The sequence below is a fragment of the Streptomyces sp. NPDC057616 genome, assembly GCF_042800575.1.
Classification (GTDB): domain Bacteria; phylum Actinomycetota; class Actinomycetes; order Streptomycetales; family Streptomycetaceae; genus Streptomyces.
In genome coordinates this window covers 191,116-211,100 of sequence record NZ_JBHVGU010000007.1, presented here as the reverse complement: position 1 = coordinate 211,100, position 19,985 = coordinate 191,116, and the positions used below count along the sequence as shown (strand labels likewise).

The 19,985-nt window shown below is 72.8% G+C and carries 21 protein-coding genes; 12 read left to right on the top strand and 9 right to left on the bottom strand.

Features of this window, described 5'->3' with window-relative positions:
* Nucleotides 1-136: 136 nt before the first annotated feature.
* The 3 genes from ACFU97_RS11230 to ACFU97_RS11220 all read left to right on the top strand — a co-directional run bounded on the left by ACFU97_RS11230 (nt 137) and on the right by ACFU97_RS11220 (nt 2,881).
* Entirely contained in the window at nt 137-364 is a 228-nt protein-coding gene (locus tag ACFU97_RS11230; RefSeq protein WP_384253960.1) for a cellulose binding domain-containing protein, read from the top strand.
* Between the two features lie 318 nt (nt 365-682).
* Nucleotides 683-1,798 (top strand): GNAT family N-acetyltransferase, encoded by a 1,116-nt coding sequence (locus ACFU97_RS11225; protein WP_384253958.1) that lies wholly within the window; start codon nt 683-685, stop codon nt 1,796-1,798.
* A gap of 99 nt (nt 1,799-1,897) precedes the next feature.
* Nucleotides 1,898-2,881: a S1C family serine protease gene (locus ACFU97_RS11220; RefSeq protein WP_384253955.1), complete on the top strand. Its 984-nt coding sequence runs from the start codon at nt 1,898-1,900 to the stop codon at nt 2,879-2,881.
* A 73-nt stretch (nt 2,882-2,954) separates the two neighbouring features.
* On the opposite strand, the gene ACFU97_RS11215 is transcribed toward ACFU97_RS11220, so the two are convergent.
* The 3 genes from ACFU97_RS11215 to ACFU97_RS11205 form a co-directional block, all read right to left on the bottom strand.
* On the bottom strand, nt 2,955-3,608 hold the full coding sequence (locus ACFU97_RS11215) for a hypothetical protein (RefSeq protein WP_384253953.1): 654 nt from the start codon (nt 3,606-3,608) through the stop codon (nt 2,955-2,957).
* A 131-nt stretch (nt 3,609-3,739) separates the two neighbouring features.
* Nucleotides 3,740-5,578 carry a glycoside hydrolase family 15 protein gene (locus tag ACFU97_RS11210; RefSeq protein ID WP_384253951.1) on the bottom strand — a complete coding sequence of 613 codons (1,839 nt, stop codon included), beginning with the start codon at nt 5,576-5,578 and terminating at the stop codon, nt 3,740-3,742.
* 154 nt (nt 5,579-5,732) lie between these two features.
* Nucleotides 5,733-6,512 carry a DeoR/GlpR family DNA-binding transcription regulator gene (locus tag ACFU97_RS11205; protein ID WP_384253949.1) on the bottom strand — a complete coding sequence of 260 codons (780 nt, stop codon included), beginning with the start codon at nt 6,510-6,512 and terminating at the stop codon, nt 5,733-5,735.
* A 148-nt stretch (nt 6,513-6,660) separates the two neighbouring features.
* Between ACFU97_RS11205 and ACFU97_RS11200 the strand changes: the two genes are divergently transcribed.
* The gene (locus ACFU97_RS11200) at nt 6,661-7,542 is read left to right on the top strand and encodes an SIS domain-containing protein (protein ID WP_384253947.1); all 882 of its coding nucleotides are present in this window, start codon (nt 6,661-6,663) and stop codon (nt 7,540-7,542) included.
* A gap of 33 nt (nt 7,543-7,575) precedes the next feature.
* Nucleotides 7,576-8,442, top strand: coding sequence for a ketose-bisphosphate aldolase (locus ACFU97_RS11195; RefSeq protein ID WP_384253945.1), 867 nt, complete (start codon nt 7,576-7,578; stop codon nt 8,440-8,442).
* On the opposite strand, the gene ACFU97_RS11190 is transcribed toward ACFU97_RS11195, so the two are convergent.
* The gene (locus tag ACFU97_RS11190; RefSeq protein WP_384254145.1) at nt 8,439-9,578 is read right to left on the bottom strand and encodes a methyltransferase; all 1,140 of its coding nucleotides are present in this window, start codon (nt 9,576-9,578) and stop codon (nt 8,439-8,441) included. The genes ACFU97_RS11195 and ACFU97_RS11190 overlap by 4 nt on opposite strands.
* Nucleotides 9,579-9,645: 67 nt before the next feature.
* Between ACFU97_RS11190 and ACFU97_RS11185 the strand changes: the two genes are divergently transcribed.
* The 5 genes from ACFU97_RS11185 (at nt 9,646) to ACFU97_RS11165 (ending at nt 14,342) form a co-directional block, all read left to right on the top strand.
* A complete protein-coding gene (locus tag ACFU97_RS11185) occupies nt 9,646-10,293 on the top strand; it encodes an alpha-ketoglutarate-dependent dioxygenase AlkB family protein (protein WP_384253942.1) in 648 nt (215 codons plus the stop codon).
* Between the two features lie 35 nt (nt 10,294-10,328).
* On the top strand, nt 10,329-11,567 hold the full coding sequence (locus ACFU97_RS11180) for an ROK family protein (RefSeq protein ID WP_384253940.1): 1,239 nt from the start codon (nt 10,329-10,331) through the stop codon (nt 11,565-11,567).
* A gap of 50 nt (nt 11,568-11,617) precedes the next feature.
* Nucleotides 11,618-12,073 carry an RpiB/LacA/LacB family sugar-phosphate isomerase gene (locus ACFU97_RS11175; protein WP_384253938.1) on the top strand — a complete coding sequence of 152 codons (456 nt, stop codon included), beginning with the start codon at nt 11,618-11,620 and terminating at the stop codon, nt 12,071-12,073.
* Nucleotides 12,074-12,168: 95 nt separating this feature from the next.
* Nucleotides 12,169-13,296, top strand: coding sequence for a PfkB family carbohydrate kinase (locus ACFU97_RS11170; protein ID WP_384253936.1), 1,128 nt, complete (start codon nt 12,169-12,171; stop codon nt 13,294-13,296).
* A gap of 89 nt (nt 13,297-13,385) precedes the next feature.
* Complete coding sequence (locus tag ACFU97_RS11165; protein WP_384253933.1) at nt 13,386-14,342, top strand: pseudouridine-5'-phosphate glycosidase; 957 nt, start codon at nt 13,386-13,388, stop codon at nt 14,340-14,342.
* 21 nt (nt 14,343-14,363) lie between these two features.
* Here ACFU97_RS11165 and ilvY read toward each other — a convergent pair whose 3' ends face one another.
* Nucleotides 14,364-15,206, bottom strand: coding sequence for an HTH-type transcriptional activator IlvY (gene ilvY / locus ACFU97_RS11160; protein WP_384253931.1), 843 nt, complete (start codon nt 15,204-15,206; stop codon nt 14,364-14,366).
* A gap of 88 nt (nt 15,207-15,294) precedes the next feature.
* On the opposite strand from ilvY, the gene ACFU97_RS11155 reads away from it, so the two are divergent.
* Both ACFU97_RS11155 and ACFU97_RS11150 read left to right on the top strand, forming a co-directional pair.
* Nucleotides 15,295-16,764 carry a ketol-acid reductoisomerase gene (locus ACFU97_RS11155; RefSeq protein WP_384253929.1) on the top strand — a complete coding sequence of 490 codons (1,470 nt, stop codon included), beginning with the start codon at nt 15,295-15,297 and terminating at the stop codon, nt 16,762-16,764.
* A gap of 56 nt (nt 16,765-16,820) precedes the next feature.
* The gene (locus tag ACFU97_RS11150; RefSeq protein ID WP_384253927.1) at nt 16,821-17,348 is read left to right on the top strand and encodes an SMI1/KNR4 family protein; all 528 of its coding nucleotides are present in this window, start codon (nt 16,821-16,823) and stop codon (nt 17,346-17,348) included.
* 25 nt (nt 17,349-17,373) lie between these two features.
* Here ACFU97_RS11150 and ACFU97_RS11145 read toward each other — a convergent pair whose 3' ends face one another.
* The 4 genes from ACFU97_RS11145 to ACFU97_RS11130 are packed head-to-tail and all read right to left on the bottom strand — an operon-like array spanning nt 17,374 to nt 19,959.
* The gene (locus ACFU97_RS11145) at nt 17,374-18,282 is read right to left on the bottom strand and encodes a phosphotriesterase (RefSeq protein WP_384253925.1); all 909 of its coding nucleotides are present in this window, start codon (nt 18,280-18,282) and stop codon (nt 17,374-17,376) included.
* Nucleotides 18,279-18,863: a DUF4865 family protein gene (locus tag ACFU97_RS11140; RefSeq protein WP_384253922.1), complete on the bottom strand. Its 585-nt coding sequence runs from the start codon at nt 18,861-18,863 to the stop codon at nt 18,279-18,281. Before ACFU97_RS11140 ends, ACFU97_RS11145 begins: the two co-directional genes overlap by 4 nt.
* 10 nt (nt 18,864-18,873) lie before the next feature.
* On the bottom strand, nt 18,874-19,293 hold the full coding sequence (locus tag ACFU97_RS11135; RefSeq protein WP_384253920.1) for a cupin domain-containing protein: 420 nt from the start codon (nt 19,291-19,293) through the stop codon (nt 18,874-18,876).
* Between the two features lie 42 nt (nt 19,294-19,335).
* Nucleotides 19,336-19,959 carry a TetR/AcrR family transcriptional regulator gene (locus ACFU97_RS11130; RefSeq protein ID WP_384253917.1) on the bottom strand — a complete coding sequence of 208 codons (624 nt, stop codon included), beginning with the start codon at nt 19,957-19,959 and terminating at the stop codon, nt 19,336-19,338.
* Nucleotides 19,960-19,985 lie beyond the last annotated feature (26 nt).

Here is a 19,985-nt window from a genome sequence, read left to right as displayed (position 1 = left end):
TGTGCTGGGGCGGAAAGGGGCGGTCAAGGTGACTCGTTCCTCAACTCCCACAGCCGCAGCCGGACTTCTTGCTTGACGTGTACTCGGCAAGCTGAGTTCACGGGAGCGCTCGCATGTCACCGCCACCCCCCACCCGATGCACCTTGGAGTCGCCTCGGCCGGTGTGACACCGGCGAGTTGCACGAACACGATTCCGGTCGGCGGTTCGGTCACCGTGGGCTTCATCGCCGGCAAGGGGGCCACGAACACCGCACCCGCCGAGTTCACCCTCAACGGCAGCACCTGCACCACCACCGCTCACCAGCCCCACTGCCGGTCATCTCGCCCTTCCGCAGGGACGATTGGGGAGTCATGGTGGGGATAGTGGCTCCCGCGCCGGGCGATCCCACCCACCTGACAATCCCACCCACCTGACAATTTCCCTTCAAGCGCAGGACAGGACGTCCATCCGGCCCGGATCCTGGCCCCTCGTCACAGTGCGGTCTTTGTTGGGGCAGGCACTCTTGACAACATGCGTACTGTTTCGCGAGGTTTGATCCACGGCGGAGAGTGCGCCGTGGGGGGACATCATGGGGGGAGCGGTCGCCGATGCGATCGATGAACAGGGGTCCACACGCTCAGCCGGCCTGTGCCGCGGTCGGGACATCCCTCGCGGAGCCTGCGGAAGGGCGGATGATCTGACGTGGACGTCACGATCCACAGAGCCGACGAGCTGACCGCCGCACTGCGGGCGGCATGGCACACGGCGATGGACGAGTCTCCGGAATACGCCAATCCCTTTCTGGCCCCGGAGTTCGCGACCGGGATCGGCAGGTACCGCGCCGGGACACGGATCGCCGTCCTGCGTGAGGACGGCGAGCCCGTCGGCTTCCTCCCCTACGAGCGCAACGCCTTCGGCGTCGGCCGCGCCGTCGGCCTCGGCCTCTCCGACTGCCAGGCGCTCGTGCACCGCCCCGGCTTCACCTGGGACGCCCAGGACCTGCTCAAGGGCTGCCGGCTGTCCGTCTTCGAGTTCGACCATCTCGTGGAGGAGCAGAAGCCGTTCGGCCGGTACGCCACGGGCCTGTTCGCCTCCCCGGTGGTCGATCTCAAGCCCGACGAGAGCGGGTACGCGCCGTGGCTGCGCGGCGCCTACCCCGGCCTCGCCAAGACCACGCTGAAGAAGGAGCGCCGCCTCGGGCGCGACGTGGGCGAGGTGCGCTTCGAGTTCGACGAGCGCGATCCGCGGATGCTGCGCCGGCTCATGCAGTGGAAGTCCGCCCAGTACCGCAGGACGGGCCGGATGGACCGCTTCGCGCGGCCGTGGATCGTGGACCTCGTGCACCATCTCCACCAGGTCCGCGAGGAGCACTTCACCGGCGTCCTGTCGGTGCTCTACGCCGGCGACCGCCCGGTCGCGGCACACTTCGGGCCCCGCTCGCGCACGGTGCTGGCCGCCTGGTTCACGGCCTACGACCCCGAGTTCCACCGCTACTCGCCCGGGCTGATGATGCATCTGCGCACCGCCGAGGCGGCGGCCCGGCATGGTGTGACCCTGCTGGACCTGGGCCGCGGCGACAAGGAGTACAAGGACTGGCTGAAGACCCGTGAGCTGCGCGTGGCGGAAGGATTCGCCAGCCGGCCCCACCCGGTCGCGGCCGCCCACCAGCTGTGGCGCAGACCCGTGCGGGGCCTGCGGAACACGGTGAACGCCCATCCCGGACTGCGCGCACCCGCCGACCGTCTGCTGAAGACGGTCGGCACCCTGCGTACGTCGAGACGGCCGGATCCTGGCGCCGAGGGGCCCCGCGCCCGCTGACCGCGCCCCCCGTCAGCCCGCGGCGAAGTCCTCTCCGCCTGCCCCTGCAAGGGTGTAAGCATGTAATGCACGCACCTGGGCAAGCGGAAAGGTCGACTCGTGGCCACCACACTTTCCGGGCCCGACCACTCCGGCAGGGAGCAGGCCGCGCTCGACTCCTACTCGCGGATCGTCACCTCGGTCGCCGCCGAGCTCACGCCGAAGGTGGCGGCCCTGAACGTCGCGCACCGCCGCTCCAGAGGACGATTCGTCCGGGGGACGGGCTCCGCGGTCGTCTTCACCGACGACGGCTTCCTGCTCACCAACGCCCATGTCGTGGGGCACGCGGACGCCGGCACGGCATCCTTCGCCGACGGCACGACCACCCCCTTCCACGTCATCGGCGCCGACCCGCTCTCCGACCTCGCCGTGGTCCGCGCCGACGGTCCCACTCCGCCCCCGGCCGCGCTCGGCGAGGCCGACGCACTGCGGGTGGGGCAGCTGGTCGTGGCGGTCGGCAACCCGCTCGGGCTGGCCGGCAGCGTCACCGCCGGTGTCGTCAGCGCGCTGGGCCGGTCGCTGCCGGCCAGTGCGGGCCGGGCCACGCGCGTCATCGACGACGTCGTCCAGACCGACGCCACCCTCCATCCGGGAAGCTCGGGCGGGGCGCTCGCCACGGCCGACGGCCGGGTCGTCGGCATCAACACGGCCATCGCCGACGTCGGCCTGGGCCTGGCCATCCCGGTCAACGGCACCAGCCGGCAGATCATCGCGACCCTGCTCTCCGAGGGCCGGGTCCGCCGCGCCTATCTCGGTCTCGCCGGCATCCCCGCACCGCTGCCGCCGCCGCTCCAGGACCGCACGGGCCGGTCCACGGGCCTGAGGATCATCGAGGTCGTGCCCGACTCGCCCGCCGCCCGCTCGGGCCTGCGCGACGGCGATCTGCTGCTCACCGCGGGCGGTGACCCGGTGACCAGCGCGCAGGTGCTCCAGCGGCTGATGCTGGAGGACGCCATAGGGCGGCCGCTGTCCCTGACGGCTCTGCGCTCCGGCGCGCTCGTGGACGTCGTGGCGGTGCCGGTGGAGCTGGTCGCGGACGACTGAGACCGACGCGGGCGTGCGGGAGGGGCGGGACGGCTGTCCGCCGTCCCGCCCCTCCCGTTGATCCGTGTCCGGTCTACGCGCCGGCCAGTACGCCGCGGCGGCTCGCGCTGCGGTACGTCGAGACGCCCACGGCCAGCAGCCAGTAGCTGAGGATCGCGCCCATCAGGGCCGTGGTGCCCCAGCCGTTGGCCGCGTAGAAGTGCGCGGGGGTGTTGCCGAAGAACAGGGACGGCACGAACAGGAGGTTGACGGCCGCGAGCATGTAGGCCGAGCGCCCCACCCAGCGCGGCAGCAGGTTCGTGCGGGTGACGGCGACGCCGACCGCCGTGAGGAAGAAGGCCAGAATCAGCCGGGAGATCGAACCGTAGAGGATGTAGGTGCCGTTGACGGTGATCGTCGGGTCGATCCGGTGGTCGGTGGCGATGACCGCGCCCGCCTCCAGCCCGGAGGAGACGAGGGTGATCGTGGCGTAGACGAGTCCGGTGGCGAAGGCGATCGAACCGGCCCATTCGTAGGCGGGGTTGGTGTGTTTGACGAGTTCGCGGAAGGCCGTCACGAACACGACCAGGAAGGCCAGGGCGACGATGCCGATGAGCAGCCGGGCGAGCACGTTCGCGTCGGTCGGCGGGCCCGAGTAGACGAAGTACAACGGCACTTCGATGATGAGCGCGGCCGCGGTGGCGATGCCCGCGGCACCTGTCAGCCGCCGTGCGAAGGTCTCGTTCATGGGTGGTCCCCCGAATCCGTGAGGTGGATGTCCTTGCCGGCCGTTCGCCGACATCAGGAATCCTTCCTGTTCAGGGGGACCCCGTCCCTGGGCCTGGGCACCTGATACCAGGTGTACCCGGCAACACCCCCCTAGCCCAGGGCCTTGTCCAGATTGAAGGCCGCGCTGATGAGCGCGAGGTGGGTGAACGCCTGCGGGAAGTTGCCCTGTTGCTCGCCGGTGTGGCTGATCTCCTCGGCGTACAGGCCCAGATGGTTGGCGTAGGTGAGCATCTTCTCGAAGGCGAGCCGCGCCTCGTCGATGCGCCCGGCGTGCACCATGGCCTCGACGTACCAGAACGAGCAGATGGAGAAGGTGCCTTCGTCGCCGCGCAGCCCGTCGGGGCTGGTGAGCGGGTCGTAGCGGTAGACCAGGGAGTCGGACACCAGGTCGTGGGTCAGGGCGTCGAGGGTGGACAGCCATTTGGGGTCGGTGGGCGCGATGAACTTCGTCAGCGGCATCATCAGCACGGCCGCGTCGAGTACGTCGCCGTCCTCGTGCTGGACGAACGCCTGCCGGGTCTCGGACCACCCGTTCTTCATGATCCGCCGGTAGATCGTGTCGCGGCACTCGAGCCAGCGGGGCAGATCGGCGGGCAGCCCGCGCCGGTTGGCCATGCGGATGGCGCGCTCGATCGCCACCCAGCACATCAGCCGCGAGTACAGGAAGTTCTTGCGCCCGCCGCGCGTCTCCCAGATCCCCTCGTCGGGCTGGTCCCAGTGGGCGCACACCCACTCCACCAGGGCGCACACGTCGTCCCACTGCGCGCTGGAGACGGGCTTGGCCCACTTGTCGTAGAGGTAGATCGAGTCGATGAGCGCGCCGTAGATGTCGAGCTGGAGCTGGTCGGCCGCGGCGTTGCCGACCCGGACCGGCGCGGAGCCCTGATGCCCTTCCAGATGGCCGAGTTCGGTCTCCGTGAGGTCGGTGCGGCCGTCGATGCCGTACATGATCTGCAGAGGCCCGGAGGGCCTGCCGTCGCCCGGGCTGATGTGCCGGGTCACGAACTTCATGAACGCCTCGGCCTCGTCGGAGAAGCCGAGCCGCAGCAGCGCGTACACGCAGAAGGCGGCGTCGCGCACCCACACGTAGCGGTAGTCCCAGTTGCGCTCGCCGCCCAGCTGCTCGGGCAGGCTGGTGGTCGGCGCCGCCACGATCGCGCCGGTGGGCGCGTAGGTGAGCAGCTTCAGGGTGAGGGCCGAGCGGTGCACCATCTCCCGCCAGCGGCCCCGGTACTTGGAGGCGGACAGCCAGCGCCGCCAGTACGCCACCGTGGTGCCGAACTGCTCCTCGGCCTCCGCCTTCGCGCACCGGCGCGGCTCCAGGTCGCCGCCGACCTGGTCCAGCGCGAACACCGCCGTCTCACCCTCGGAGAGCTTGAAGTCCGCCCGCACGTCCGGCCCTTGGGCCTCGAGCGGCACGGTCGAGGTCAGTGCGAGGGCCAGCCCGTCGGTCTCGAAGACCGCCGCTTCGCCGGCCATGCGCACGGTGTGCGTCCGGGTGCCGTAGTCGAAGCGCGGGGCGACCCGCGTGCGGAACGGGATGGAGCCGCGCACGCACACCACCCGCCGGATCAGGCGGTGCCGCTCCGCCTCGGCGTCCCCGCCGTCGACGGGCATGAAGTCCTGCACCTCACCGACGCCGTCCTCGGTGAAGAACCGGGTGATCAGCACGTTCGTGTCGGGGAAGTAGAACTGCTTGGTCCGGGCCGGGACGGACGCCGCCAGCTCGAAGCACCCGCCGCGCTCCGCGTCCAGGATCGCCCCGAAGATGCTCGGCGCGTCGAAGGCGGGGCAGCAGTACCAGTCGATCGTGCCGTCCGTGCCCACGAGGGCCACGCTGCGCAGATCACCGATCAGCCCGTGCTCCGCGATCGGCAGATAGCGCGGGCCGGTCCCGGGATCGTCCTGGTCGATCGCTCGTGCACCCATCGCAGCCTCCCTGACCCGCCACGCACCCCGCCCTCAGCCTAGGCGGATTCGGGCCGGGGAGCGCGGGGATCGCGGCAGCGAAGGCAGCCGGTGGCCGGACCACGGCTGCGGGGACGTGGCGGCGGTGGCGGTCGCGGGAGCGAGGGCGGAGGCGTCAGACCGTGAGGACGGTCAGGCCTGCCTCCTCGAACCGCCGCACCTCGTCCGCGCCGGCCCCCGTGTCGGTCACGAGCGTGCCGACCTCGCCGGCCCCGCAGATCCGCGCGAACGCCCGCTGCCCCAGCTTGCTGGAGTCGGCGGCGACGATCACGCGCTCGGCGCGCTCGCACAGCAGCCGGTTGATCGCGGCCTCCGCCTCGTCGTGCGCGGCGGCGCCGTGCGCGGCGTCGAAGGCGACGACGCCCAGCACGGCCACGTCGACGGTGATCTGGCCGAGCACACCGTCCGCGAGCGGCCCGATGAGCTCGTACGACTGCGCGCGCGCCACCCCGCCGGTCACCACGATCTTGAACTGGGGCCGCACGGCGAGCTCGTTGGCGATGTTGAGCGCGTTGGTGACGACGGTGAGCGCCGGCGAGCCGGAGGCGAGATCACTGCGTACGGCCAGTGCGCGCGCCACCTCGGTGGTGGTCGTGCCGCCGGTCAGCCCCACCGCCTCGCCGGGCGCGACGAGGTCGGCCACCGCCTTGGCGATGCGCTGCTTCTCGGAGGGGTGCCGGGCGGTCTTGTAGCGCAGCGGCAGCTCGTACGACACCCCGTGCACGACCGCGCCGCCCCGGGTGCGGACGAGCATCTGCTGCTCGGCGAGCTGGTCGAAGTCGCGCCGGATGGTCGCGGAGGAGACCTCCAGCTCGGCGGCGGCCTCCTCGACGTCGAGCCGGCCGCGCTCGACGAGCAGTTCCAGCAGCGCCTTCCAGCGGGCGTCCCGCGACATGCCCACCCTCCCGTTCCTCGATCTCCCGGCGACCCTAGCGCACACCGCCCTCACCGCAATGCTTGATTATGCTCGAAACGGCGCTGTATCTTGCAGAAACAAGCAAACCGCCGCGTCGAGCGGCATCCACATCAGGGGAGGGCCCGGCATGACCCATGTCGAGGACGAACTGACCAGCCAGCCCGCGTGCTGGATACGGGCCGCGGGAGAGGCGGCGGGGCACCGCGACACGCTCCCGGCGCCCGGCGAGCGGGTCGCGATCGTCGGATGCGGCACCTCGTACTTCATGGCGCAGGCGGCCGCAGTGCTGCGCGAGGGCGCGGGGCAGGGCGAGACGGACGCCTTCGCCGCCTCCGAGTTCCCCTCCGGCCGCACGTACGACCGGGTCGTGGCCCTCACCCGCTCCGGCACCACCACCGAAGTCCTCGACCTGCTCGGGCAGTTGAAGGGGCGCGCCCGCACGGTCGCGATCACCGCCGATCCGGAGACCCCCGTCATGCGGGCGGCCGACGACGTCGTCGTCCTCGACTTCGCCGACGAACGGTCCGTCGTGCAGACGCGGTTCGCCACCACCGCCCTCACCCTGCTCCGCGCCCATCTGGGCCTGCACACCGACGCCGTGGTCGAGGACGGCCGCACCGCCCTCGCGGCCCCGCTGCCCGAAGGACTCGTCGCCTGCACGCAGTTCACCTTCCTGGGCCGGGGCTGGACGGTGGGCCTGGCCAACGAGGCCGGCCTGAAGATGTGCGAGGCCTCACTCGCCTGGACGGAGTCCTACCCGGCGATGGAGTACCGGCACGGCCCGATCAGCGTCACCACCGAGGGCACGGCGACCTGGATGCTCGGCGACGCCCCGGAGGGCCTGGCCGAACAGGTGCGCGCCACCGGCGGACTGTGGATCGCGGGCGGCCTCGACCCGCTGGCCGAACTGGTCCGCGTCCACCGCCTCGCGGTCGCCGTCGCCGCGGCCCGCGGCCTCGACCCCGACCAGCCCCGCCACCTCACCCGCTCGGTGATCCTCACGCCCTGACGCGCCCCGACGCGCCTGATCGAAGGAGAAGCCGTGCCCCTCGTCACCACCGGCGAACTCGTCACCCGCGCCGCCGCCGGGCGCTCCGCCGTCGCCGCCTTCAACATCATCACCCTGGAGCACGTGGAGGCCGTCGTGGCCGGCGCGGAGTCCGCGCGCAGCGCCGTCGTCCTCCAGGTCAGCGAGAACGCGGTCAAGTTCCGCCGCGGACGCCTGCTGCCGCTCGCCCGCGCGGCCGTCGCCGCCGCCGAACGCGCCGCCGTACCAATCGCGTTGCACCTCGACCACGTCCAGAGCGACCACCTGCTGCGCGAGGCCGCGGACGCCGGGTTCAGCTCCGTGATGTACGACGCGGCCCGCCTGCCCTACGAGCGCAACCTCGCCGCCACCCGGGCCGCCGCGGACTGGGCGCATTCCCAAGGGCTGTGGATCGAGGCCGAGTTGGGGCAGGTCGGCGGCAAGACGGGCGAGCCCTCTCTGGACGCGCACGCACCCGGCGCCCGCACTGATCCGGCCGAGGCCCGCGCCTTCGTCGCCGACTCCGGCGTGGACGCGCTCGCGGTCGCCATCGGCAGCACGCACGCCATGACCACCCGCACCGCCACCCTCGACCACGACCTGCTCAAACGGCTCTCCGCGGCCCTGGACGTGCCGCTCGTCCTGCACGGCTCCTCGGGAGTACCGGACGGCGAGCTCGCCGCCGCGGTCGCGGGCGGCATCTCCAAGGTCAACGTCGGCACCGCCCTCAACATCGCCATGACCGGCGCGATCAGGGAGTTCCTGGCCGAGCACCCCGGCGTGGTCGACCCGCGGAAGTACCTGAGCGTGGCGCGGGAGGCGATGGTGCGGGCGGTGACCGGGATCATCGCGACCCTCGCCCGACCGCTCGCCGCGCCCTAACCCTTGACCGCCTTCAGCACCACGAACTTCGGGTTGCCGGCGACCAGCCGGCTGTTGCCGAAGACCTTGCGCAGTTTCACGTGATAGCCCAGGTGCCGGTTGCCGATCACCCACAGCTCACCGCCGGGGCGCAGCACCCGCCGCGCCCCGGTGAACATCCGCCACGCCGTCGCGTCCGTCGTCGCCTGGTGCGAGTGGAACGGCGGATTGCTGAGCACCAGGTCGGCGCTCCCGTCGGGCACCCCCGCCAGCCCGTCGCCGACCCGGAACTCCGCGTGCCCCGGCACCCCGTTCGCCTTGTACGTCGCCTCCGCCGAGGCCACGGCCTGGAACGACTCGTCCACGAACAGCACCTCGGCCGCCGGGTCGGCCAGCGCCACCGCCGTACCGACCACGCCGTTGCCGCAGCCCAGGTCCACCACCCGCGGACCGGTGCGCCCGGCCGGCAGATGCTGCAGGAAGAAGCGGGTGCCGATGTCGAGCCGGTCGGCGCAGAAGACGCCCGCGTGGTTGACGACCGTGCGCCCGGAGACCGCGCCGACGCCGTCGGGGAGCGTGTAGGTGTACGGCCACGGGTTGGGGTTGGCGGGCCGGTCGGGCGAGGGCCGTGGCGTGCAGAAGATCAGCCGCGCCTTCTTCTCGGCGAGCGAGGTGCGGGTCGGCCCCAGGATCCGCTCGAAGAGCTGGAGCGTGGAGGTGTGGATCTCCTTCACCATCCCGGTGCCCACGACGACCGTGCCCTCGTGCACCGCGGGCGCCAGCCGCAGCAGCTGGTCCTCCAGCAGCGCGAGACTCTTCGGCACCCGGACCAGGAGGACGTCGATCCGCTCGGGCGGCGGGTCCTGCGTGGTCAGCAGGCGTACGGCACCGGTCTCGACGCCGGCCCGGTCCAGGTTCGCCCGGGTCGCCTCCTGCGCGAGGAAGGAATCGGTGATCTGCACCGGCCGGTGCGCCGCGAGCGCCGTGACCAGCGCACCCCAGCGGTCGCCCAGGACCACGACCGTGCCGGACAGCGGGACGTCCTCGTCGGCGAGGTGGCGCAGGAGGTACTCGTCGGAGGCGTCCCAGGCGCGTAGCCGGTCGCGCGGGTCCTCGGGGAATCGCGTCAGCGCCGGCTCGCCCCAGGGCGTCGTCATACGGTCGTTCATCGTGTGCCCAGGCTAGCCGAGCCGCAGCTCACGGCCGGTGGGGGAGGATGGACGCATGGACGCCGAGCTGTTCCCCCGCGAGCGCACCGAGGTCGCGCCGGGCGCGGTGCACGTGCCCGACTGGCTGGACGCGCGCGAGCAGGGCACGCTGCTCGGCGCCTGCCGCGCGTGGGCCCGCCCGCCGGCCGGCCTGCGGACGGTCCGCACCCCCGGCGGCGGCACGATGACCGCCCGGCAGGTCTGCCTGGGCTGGCACTGGTACCCGTACGCCTACGCCCGCACGGTCGCCGACGGCGACGGCGCCCCCGTGAAACCCTTCCCCGACTGGCTGGGCGAGCTCGGCCGCCGCGCGGTCCGCGACGCGCTGGGCGACCCCGCGCAGACACCGGCGTACGACATCGCGCTGATCAACTTCTACGACGGCGACGCCCGCATGGGCATGCACCGCGACGGCGACGAGAGATCGGACGCCCCGGTGGTGTCCCTCAGCCTCGGCGACACCTGCGTCTTCCGCTTCGGCAACCCCGAGACGCGCACAAGGCCGTACACGGACGTGGAGCTGCGCAGCGGCGACCTGTTCGTGTTCGGCGGACCCTCGCGGCTCGCGTACCACGGCGTGCCGAAGGTGCAGCCCGGCACCGCACCGCCCGAGTTGGGACTGACGGGACGTCTGAACATCACACTCAGGGTCAGCGGCCGGTAGCCGGTGCGCCGGCGGATCATGGGAGACTCGCCCTCATGAGCGGCAAGGCGGACCCCCGGGCGGCGGGGGAAGGGACCACCTCGAGGGCGCGGCTGGACCGGGGGCGCGGTGCGCTCGGGCCCGCGTTGGAGCTCGTGCACACCGGACGCGCGCCCACCCGGGCCGTGCTCACCGCCGAACTCGGGGTGACCCGGGCCACCGCCGGTGCGGTCGCCGCCGAACTGGAGGCGCTCGGCCTGATCCAGGTGGACGCCCGGCCGGGCGCCGCGGCCGGATCGCAGGGCAGGCCCTCGCACCGGCTCGCGGTCGCCGAGGATGGGCCGGTCGTGCTGGCGGCCCAGGTGCACGCCGACGGATTCCGTGCCGCGCTGGTCGGGCTCGGCGGCCGGATCGTCGCCACAGCGCCGGGCTGCGAGACCGTCGACGCCGACCCGGCGAAGGTGCTCGGCTCGGTCGTGGAGGCGGGCGCCGAGCTGCTGCGCTCGACCGGGCGGCGCTGCGTCGGCGCCGGACTCGCCGTGCCGTCCGCGGTCGCCGAGCCGGACGGCCTCGCCCTCAACCCCCTGCACCTGGCCTGGCCCGTGGGCGCGCCGGTCCGCCGGCTCTTCTCGGAGTGCGTGCGCACGGCCGGGATCGACGGACCCGCCTTCGCCGGCAACGACGTCAACCTCGCCGCCCTCGCCGAGCACCGGCACGGCGCCGGGCGCGGCGCCCGGGACCTGCTGTGCGTGGCCACCGGCCACCGCGGTGTGGGCGGCGCGCTCGTGCTGGACGGCCGCCTGCACACGGGCAGTTCGGGCCTGGCCCTCGAGGTCGGCCACCTCACCGTCAACCCCGAGGGCCGGCCCTGCCACTGCGGCAGCCGCGGCTGTCTCGACGTGGAGGCCGACCCGCTGGCCTTCCTCACGGCCGCGGGCCGCGACCCCGGTCCCGAGGTCTCGCTCCTCCAGCAGGCCATCGACCTGATCCGCAACCACTACGACGACCCGTCCATCCGCACCGCCACCGAGGCCCTCATCGACCGCCTCGGCCTGGGCCTCGCGGGCCTGGTCAACATCCTCAACCCCGACCGCATCATCCTCGGCGGCCTGCACCGCACACTCCTCGACGCCGACCCCCAGCGCCTGCGCGCCGTCGTCGCCGACCGCAGCCTGTGGGGCCAGAGCGGCGGGGTCCCCATCCTGCCCTGCACCCTCGACCACAACAGCCTGGTCGGCGCTGCGGAGTTGGCGTGGCAGCCGGTGCTGGACGACCCGCTGGGGGCGCTGACGTGAGCGCCTGTCGCGCACTGGGAGCGGGCGCTGTGCGGCGTTAGTCTCCAGGCATGCGGATCTCCGTCTCCTCGGACATGGACGAACCCGTGGCGCACCTGCTCGTCGCGGAGCTGCGCAGGCGCGGCCACCAGGTGGTGCCCCACGGCGCACTGAGCCCCGGCGACGACCCGCAGTGGGCCGCGTGCTCGGAGGCCGCGGCCCGCGAGGTCGCCGAAGGCGCCGCGGACCAGGCGGTCGTGTGCTGCTGGACCGGCACGGGGGCCTCCATCGCGGCGAACAAGGTGCCGGGCGTACGGGCGGCCCTGTGCACGGACGCGTACACGGCGGACGGCGCCCGCCGCTGGAACGACGCGAACACGCTGGCACTGAGCCTGCGGCTGACCTCCGAGCCGCTGCTGAAGGAGATCCTCGACGCGTGGTTCGCCGCCGCGGCGAGCGAGGACGCGGAGGACCGGGAGAACGTGGCGCGGGTGGGGCGGCTGGACGCCGGGAGGGGCACGGGCTGACGACGTCCGGTGCCGCTCGTAGCCGCCCCGCGCCTTCGAAATCGCCGCCGATCACCTCTTGCTTGCTCCGATAAAGCCCCTTTAGCTTGGTAAGCATGATGCTGACCCAGCGGGAGCGCGAGATCATCGCCTTGCTGCGCCGCGACCCGCTGGCGGGCCCGCAGGCGATCGCCGACGCCCTCGGCAGCACCCGGGCCTCGGTGAACGTGCACCTGTCCAACCTGGGCAAGAAGGGCGCCATCCTCGGCCGCGGCTACATCCTCCGCGAGGAGAACGCGGTCGTGGTCGTCGGCGGGGCGAACACCGACGTCAAGGTGCGCAGCCTCGCGCCCATACGGCAGCGGACGAGCAACCCGGGCCGGGCGGGCACCACGGCGGGTGGCGTCGGCCGCAACATCGCGGAGAACCTGGCGCGGCTCGGTACCCCGACGCACCTGATCGCCGCCGTCGGCCGGGACGCCGCGGGCGAACGGCTGCTCGCGGAGACCGCGGCGGCGGGCGTGCGCCTCGACCACGTGCACCGCAGCGCGCATCCGACGGGGACGTACACGGCGGTGCTGGACGCCGACGGAGACCTGGTCGTGGCGGTCGCGGACATGGCGGCCACCGAGGCCCTGGCCCCGGAGGACCTGCACCCGGCGCGCGAACTCATTGCCCACGCCGACATGCTGGTCCTGGACGGCAACCTGCCGGCCGGTGTGCTGGCCCACGCGATGGACGTCGCGCATCCCGCCGACGTACCGGTGGTGATCGACCCGGTGAGCGCCCCCAAGGCGGCCTTCCTCGCGCCGCTGCTCGGCCCCCGGCGCCCGGTCTTCGCCCTGACCCCCAACCTCGACGAACTCCGTTCCCTGCTCGGCGACTTCGTCGGCGACGGCGAGGCCGAGGTGGTGGTGGCGGCCGACGCGCTGCACGCCCGCGGGGTGCGGCACGTGTGGGTCCGGCTCGGCGCCCGCGGCAGCGTGCTGAGCTCGGCGGGCGCGGGTGCGCGGTTCCTGGCCGCGCCGCCCGCCGAGGTCGCCGACGTCACCGGGGCCGGCGACGCGATGCTCGCCGCGTTCGTCCACGCGCTGCTGGCCGGCGGCGATCCTGTGGACGCCGCCCGCTTCGGCCACGCGGCCGCGGCCCTCACGGTCGCGAGCGCGTCGACCGTGAGACCGGACCTGACACCACGTCTGATCGAGGACGTACTCGATGACAGCACAGCTCCTACGAACGCCTGACCAAGTGGCGTGCCCGGCCCACGGGTTCGCCTGAAGAACCCGCCCGCCCCACCCACCGCTCGCCCGAACGACCCGATCCGGAGCCCGAGATGATCACGCCCTCCCCCGCCCCGACCCCCGCGACGCCCGTGCCGCACCCGCGCCTGGTGCTGACCGACGAGGTCCGTGACGCGCTGCGCGACGGGCGTCCCGTCGTGGCCCTGGAGTCGACGATCATCAGCCACGGCATGCCGTATCCGCAGAACGTCGGGATGGCCGTGGAGGTCGAGCAGATCATCCGCGACGGCGGCGCCGTCCCCGCGACGATCGCCGTCCTGCACGGCCGCCCGCGCATCGGGCTGACCCCTGAGGACCTGGAGCTCCTCGCGACCGCGCCGGACGTCACCAAGGCCAGCGTCCGCGACCTCGCGTACGTGATGGCGCGTGGCACCCACGGGGCGACGACCGTCGCGGCGACCATGCGGCTGGCCGCCCTCGCCGGCATCCGTACCTTCGTCACCGGCGGCATCGGCGGTGTGCACCGCGGCGCCCCGACGACCTTCGACATCAGCGCCGACCTGACCGAACTGGCCACGACCGGCGTCGCGGTGATCAGCGCGGGCGTCAAGAGCATCCTCGACATCGGCCTGACCCTGGAGACCCTCGAAACGCTCGGAGTCCCGGTCCTCACCTACGGCACGGAGGAGTTCCCGGCGTTCTACTCGCGCCGCAGCGGCTTCACCTCGCCCATGCGCGTGGACTCGGCCGCCGAGATCGCCGCCGTGATGCACGCCCGCTGGGACCTCGGCATCCCCGGGGGCGTCAGCATCGCCAACCCCGTTCCCGAGGACGAGGAGGTCCCGGCCGAGCGTATGGACGGCGTCATCGCGCAGGCCCTCGCCGAGATGGACAAGGCAGGCATCACCGGCAAGGACACCACGCCCTACCTCCTCGGCCGGATCGTCGAACTCACCGGCGGCGAGAGCCTGCGGACCAACATCGCCCTGGTCAAGAACAACGCGCGCCTGGGCGCGCGGATCGCGGTCGAGTACGCCAAGCTCGGCTGACCGCTCCGGGCCGGCAGCGGGTCACCGGCTCCACAGCGCCGCCACCAACGGCCGCCGCAGATCGGCCCGCCGCACGCACAGCCCGATCGGGAACGGCTCCGGCGGCGGATCGGCGGGGACCACGGCGAGCCGGTCGCGCACCGCGCTGTGGTCGAGGACGAGGCGGGGGACCACACCGGTGCCGCAGCCCAGGGCCACGAGCGTCAACAGCCCCTCGTGGCCGTCCGGTTCGCACGCCACGTGCGGCCGTGTGCCGCGGGCGCGGAACCAGCGGTCCGCGGCCTCCCGGACCAGCCCGCGGTGGGGGAGGACGAACGGTCCGCCGAGACCGGGGTCCGGCCGGTCCCGCGCCGTGACGAGGACCAGCTCGGTGACCGCCACCGTCCGGCTCACCAGCCCCTCCGGCAGGCGCGCCGGAATCCCGGCCACGGCCACGTCGACCTCGCCCTCGTCCAGCCGGGCCAGCGCGGCCGCCGCGTCCCCGGTTCGCAGGTCGAGCTGCACCTGGGGGTGGGCGGCGCGGAACGGCGCCAGCAGGTCGGGCAGCAGCGCCTGGCAGGCGGTCACCGTGGCGAACAGACCGAGACGGCCGGTGAGTTGTGCCGGGTCGGGATGCTCCTCGCGGTACGAGCGCCACAACTCCAGTGCCTGCACGGCGTATTCACGGAAGCGGTGGCCCTCCGCCGTCAGCGACACCCCGCGCGGCCCGCGCTCGAACAGCCGGTGCCCGAGGTCCGTCTCCAGCCGCTGCACCGTGCGTGTCAGCGTCGCCGGGCTGACATGGCAGTCGAGACTGGTCCGCCCGAAGTTCAGCGTCTGCGCCAGATGGAGAAAAAGACGCAGCTCCCGATGATCGTCGCGCACGGCATGACCTCTGTCTTTCATTCCACGCAACGCTCCGGTGCACAGGTTGCGCTTGCTGCAACGTTCCCCGCGAGCCTACAACTCGACCATGACCTCCACCACGAACAGCTCCCGCGTCTTCTCGCTCGAGACGATGGACGTGCCCGGCGGCACCGAGACCATCCTGCGCGGCGGCCGGCATCTTTTCCCGCTGCTGCCGCGGGCCTTCGACGGTGTCCGCCGCATCGGCGTCCTCGGCTGGGGCCCGCAGGGCCGCGCCCAGGCCCTGAACCTGCGCGACTCGCTGGCCGGCACGGACATCCGGGTGACCGTCGGACTGCGCCCCAGGTCCGCGTCGGCCGCCGACGCACGGGCCCACGGCTTCACGGAGGAGGACGGCACGCTCGGCGACTGGCTCGCCGTCGCGGCCGGCAGCGACCTCCTGATCCTGCTGATCGCCGACGCGGCCCTCGCCGCCCACCACCAGGAGATCTTCGCCGCGCTCAGGCCAGGCGCCGTGATCGGCCTCTCGCACGGCTTCCTGCTCGGCCATCTCCGGGAGGCGGGCGGGCAGTTCCCGCCCGGGCACGGGGTGATCGCCGTCTGCCCCAAGGGCATGGGCGACTCCGTGCGGCGCCTGTACCAGCAGGGCGCGGAGAGCAACGGCGCCGGGATCAACAGCAGTTACGCCGTCCACGCCGACCCCGACGGCCGCGCCACCGACCTCGCGCTCGGCTGGTCGGTCGCGCTCGGATCGCCGTACACCTTCCGCACCACGCTCGACAGCGAGTACCTCTCCGACATCGTCGGCGAACGCGCCATCCTGCTCGGCGCGGTGCACGGCATCGTCGAGAGCCTGTTCACCCGCGCCCGCCTCGCGGGCGACGACGCCGTCACCGCCTACGAGCGGGCCTGCGAGAACATCACCGGACCGATCGCCCGGACCATCTCGGGCAACGGACTGCGCACCGTGCGCGAGGAGTTGGCCCCGGCCGGCCGCGACGTCTTCGACCGCGCCTACACCGCGACGTACGGCCCCGCCCGGGAGATCGTCGCCGAGATCTACGACGAGGTCGCCGACGGCACCGAGCTGCGCAGCGTGATCCTCGCCGAACAGCGGCTCGGCAGCCGCCCGATGAGCAGGATCGGCGGCTCACCCATGTGGTCGGTCAGCGACGAGGTGCACGCCCGGCGCGGCGAACGCGAGCTGCCCGTCGACCCGTTCACCGCGGGTGTCTTCGTCGCCACCATGACCGCCCAGATCGACGAGTTCGCCGAACGCGGCCACCCCTGGTCGGAGATCGTCAACGAGTCCGTCATCGAGGCGGTCGACTCGCTGCTGCCCTACATGCACGCGCGCAACGTCGCCCACATGGTCGACAACTGCTCCCGCACGGCCCGCCTCGGCACCCGCCGCTGGGGCCCCCGCTTCCAGGCGGCATACGAGCAGATCGCCTACCCGGCCGCCGAGCGACCTGCGGACCGGGACCTGCTGGCGGCCTTCGACGCCCACCCCGTCCACGAGGCCCTGGCCGCGGCGGCGAAACTGCGCCCGTCCGTGGACATCGCGGTCTCCTAGAGGCGTCGGCAACAGGCCCCAGGGGCGCTGTCAGTGGCGGCGGTTAGCCTGCGGGCATGATCGAGACGACCGGCGAGGACCGCCGCTTCCCGCCCGCCCTGGCCGACGTGGCCGAGGTGGAGTTCGACTACGACGACGGCGAGGGCGTCGACTTCGAGCCGTACGGCGCCTTCGGCCCCGCCGAGGAGACCACCGACTGGCTGCGCCACTGGACGGGCAACCACGACCTCGACGGTGCCGCCTACCTGGTCTTCGGCCAGGACGGCAGCGGCGGCCACGCCGCCCTCTGGCAGGTGCGGCCGGGCCGTCCGCCGGCCGAGCAGCCCGTGGTGTTCCTGGGCTCGGAGGGCGAGCGCGGAGTGGTGGCCGGGAACCTCTCCGACTTCCTGTGGGTGCTGGCCGACGGCGTGGGGCCGCTGGAGGTGGTCGAGTTCGCGCAGTTCGAGGGGCGCCCGGACCCCGCCCTCGCCGCACTCGCCGAGCGGCACGCGACCACACCGCGCCGGACCGCCCGTGAGATCGTCGCCGAGGCCCAGGCCGAGTTCCCCGCCTTCTCGGACGACATCGACGCCCTCTGCCGCTGAACCCGCCCGGTCCGGGCCGTACTTGTCAGCGCCAGTCCACGGCGAAGGCCCGGCCGGGATTTTCGGCGAGGATGCGGACCACCGCCTCCGTGCCCAGCGCGGCCTCCAGCCGCGGCCGCACACGCCGCAGCAGATACGGCATCCCGGGCCCGCCGTCGACCGATCGCGCCGCGGCGACGACGGTGTCGCCGCCGAGCAGCAGCCGGTGCCCGAACCCGGCCTCCGCCAGGGCCCGTACGGCGTCCGGCATGCGCCAGTCGGTGGCGTGATGGGCGCGCGACGGCCCGTCGAAGGCCAGCCAGCAGCCGGCCTCGGCGGCCTGGCGCTGCACCGTGAAGTCGGGGGAGCGGTTGAGGTGGCCGAGGATCACGTGCTGCGGAGGCACACCCAACTCGCCGCACAGCAGGTCCAGTACGTCGAGGGCGCCCGTGCCCATCTCCAGGTGGACGGCGATCGGCGCACCCGTCGCGTGGTGGGCCTCGGCCGCGGCGGTCATCGTCCAGCGGGCGTGCGCGTCCAGGGCGTGGAAGCCGCCCGCGACCTTCACGAGCCCGGCGCGGACGCCCGACGTGCCGATCCCCTCGGTGAGTTCGGAGACGAACACCTCGGCGAGACGGCCACGCACCTCCTTGAGCGACTCCGGTGCGTAGTGGGCCGCCTGGTGGAGTCCGGTCGCGCACACCACGTGCACACCGGTATCCCGCGACAGCGCGGGCAGGTCGGCGGCCCGCCGCACCATCCCGTACGGCGTCCACTGCGCGACGGCCGCCCCGCCGGCCGAAGCGAACGCCTCCAGCTCGGCCCGCGCGGCGCGGGCGTCGTTCAGCTCCTGACCGGGCAACTGCGGGCTGCTGATGAAGAGATGGTCGTGCGCGTCGCACACGCCCAGCTCCTCGGGCCGGATGTCGCCCAGCACCGTACGGACGCCGCTCACCACTGCCTCCCTCGCGGCAGGCGGTCACGTCCCGGCGCCGACAGGTGCAGCACCTCGAAGACGTCCCCGTCGGCCTTGGGCGTGTCGTGTTCCCAGAGCGAGAAGTGCACGAGCTCCCAGCGACTCGTGTCCACGGCGGCGGCCGCCAGTATGGCTCCGTCCTCCCCGGCCAGCCGCGCGACCTCGGCCACCGCCTCCGTCGTCAGCTCGGCCAACTCCGCGCCGTCCGGGACGGGTTGACGCCGCCGGACGGCATACCGCGCCGCCGATCCCGCAGCGCCGCCCTCCTCGTAGGCGAGACCGCTCCACTGGCGGACCGAGGGGCGCCCGAAGTCGTTGCTGAGCCCCTGGAAGGCGCCGCCCCACAGGAAGGCGTTCATGCCCGCCATGGTGTTCCAGAGGTAGAAGGGCGCGTACTGGTTGACCGGCGAGCCGTTCACTCCGCGCTCGCGCAGCAGGTAGGTCTTGAAGCCGAGGCCGTCCCAGTCGTCGAGCAGGTGCCCGATGCGGGCTACGCGGCCGCGGACGATGCCCATGTCGTAGTCGGCGGGCAGGGTCAGCTCGTACTGCATGGCGTGCATCGATGCCTCCTCAGGCGGGGGTGTCCGGCGAGGCGCCCGCGGCGTACTCCTCGCGGGCGACATGCGCGTCCCACTCCGTGGTGGTGCCGTCCTCGGCGGCCTCGACGACCGCGAGATGCGTCATGAAGGTGCGCGGCCCGGCGCCGTGCCAGTGCCACTCGTCCGGCTCGATCCACACCGTGTCGCCCGCGCGGATCGCCTCCACGGCACCGCCTTTGCGCTGCACCAGCCCTTCGCCCTCCAGCACGTGCAGCACCTGGCCGTGCGGATGGCGATGCCAGGCGGTGTGCGCTCCGGGGGTGAAGTGGACGTTGAACATGCGCAGCCGGGACGGCGCGGCGGGGGCCGCGATCTCGTCGAGCCACACCGAACCGGTGAAGTTCTCCTCCGGTCCCTGCCGGGTGTCGGGTCGATTCCTTGTGATGTGCACGTGCGTGCGCTCCTCTCGTGGACGGGGCGAAGCGGGGGCGAGTCAGCGCGGTGACGAAGGCACGGCGCGGGCAGGCGAGTTCTGCCGGGGGGCGAGAAGGGACAACAGGCCCCGGACGCCGGCGTCGAAGGCCGTGGGCGAGCCGGAGGCGCGGGCGAGGACGTAACCGCCCTGCACGGTCGCGAGGACGGTCGCGGCGATCTCCTCACCGTCCAGCGAGGACGCGAACTGCCCCTGCTCCTTGCCCTCTTCGACGATGCCGGCGATCAACTCCCGGATGGCGTCGAGCGTCTCGTCGACCGGTGCCCGGAGCTCGTCGCTGGCGATCACCTCTGGATCCATCGTCAGCCGCCCGACCGGGCAGCCGCGCAGCACGTCGCGCTCACGCAGCAGATACGCCTGGATGCGCTCGTACGGCGTCCCCGGACCGCCCAGTACTCCCTCGGCGGTAGCCCGCAACTCCTCGGCCGTCCGCCGGATCGCGGCCAGCGCGAGATCCGGCTTTCCCTTGAAGTGGTGGTACATGCTGCCCTGGCCCGCGCCCGAGCGCTCCAGGATGGCCTTGGGGCTGGTGCCCACGTAGCCGCGCTCCCACAGCAGCTCACGCGTGGACTCGATCAACCGCTCCGACGCGCTCTCCGAAGTGCTCACGAGGGTACTGTACATACTAGTAGTTACAGAAGTCGAGGCCC

Excerpts from the sequence above, each read along its gene's own strand:
- ACFU97_RS11175 (WP_384253938.1), top strand. The coding sequence starts at position 11,618 with ATGCGGATCTCCGTCTCCTCGGACATGGACGAACCCGTGGCGCACCTG.
- ACFU97_RS11165 (WP_384253933.1), top strand. The coding sequence starts at position 13,386 with ATGATCACGCCCTCCCCCGCCCCGACCCCCGCGACGCCCGTGCCGCAC.
- ACFU97_RS11200 (WP_384253947.1), top strand. The coding sequence starts at position 6,661 with ATGACCCATGTCGAGGACGAACTGACCAGCCAGCCCGCGTGCTGGATA.
- ACFU97_RS11130 (WP_384253917.1), bottom strand. The coding sequence starts at position 19,959 with ATGTACAGTACCCTCGTGAGCACTTCGGAGAGCGCGTCGGAGCGGTTG.
- ACFU97_RS11150 (WP_384253927.1), top strand. The coding sequence starts at position 16,821 with ATGATCGAGACGACCGGCGAGGACCGCCGCTTCCCGCCCGCCCTGGCC.
- ACFU97_RS11190 (WP_384254145.1), bottom strand. The coding sequence starts at position 9,578 with ATGACGACGCCCTGGGGCGAGCCGGCGCTGACGCGATTCCCCGAGGAC.
- ACFU97_RS11185 (WP_384253942.1), top strand. The coding sequence starts at position 9,646 with ATGGACGCCGAGCTGTTCCCCCGCGAGCGCACCGAGGTCGCGCCGGGC.
- ACFU97_RS11205 (WP_384253949.1), bottom strand. The coding sequence starts at position 6,512 with ATGTCGCGGGACGCCCGCTGGAAGGCGCTGCTGGAACTGCTCGTCGAG.
- ACFU97_RS11215 (WP_384253953.1), bottom strand. The coding sequence starts at position 3,608 with ATGAACGAGACCTTCGCACGGCGGCTGACAGGTGCCGCGGGCATCGCC.
- ACFU97_RS11210 (WP_384253951.1), bottom strand. The coding sequence starts at position 5,578 with ATGGGTGCACGAGCGATCGACCAGGACGATCCCGGGACCGGCCCGCGC.
- ACFU97_RS11180 (WP_384253940.1), top strand. The coding sequence starts at position 10,329 with ATGAGCGGCAAGGCGGACCCCCGGGCGGCGGGGGAAGGGACCACCTCG.
- ACFU97_RS11230 (WP_384253960.1), top strand. The coding sequence starts at position 137 with ATGCACCTTGGAGTCGCCTCGGCCGGTGTGACACCGGCGAGTTGCACG.
- ACFU97_RS11140 (WP_384253922.1), bottom strand. The coding sequence starts at position 18,863 with ATGCACGCCATGCAGTACGAGCTGACCCTGCCCGCCGACTACGACATG.
- ACFU97_RS11155 (WP_384253929.1), top strand. The coding sequence starts at position 15,295 with ATGACCTCCACCACGAACAGCTCCCGCGTCTTCTCGCTCGAGACGATG.
- ACFU97_RS11170 (WP_384253936.1), top strand. The coding sequence starts at position 12,169 with ATGATGCTGACCCAGCGGGAGCGCGAGATCATCGCCTTGCTGCGCCGC.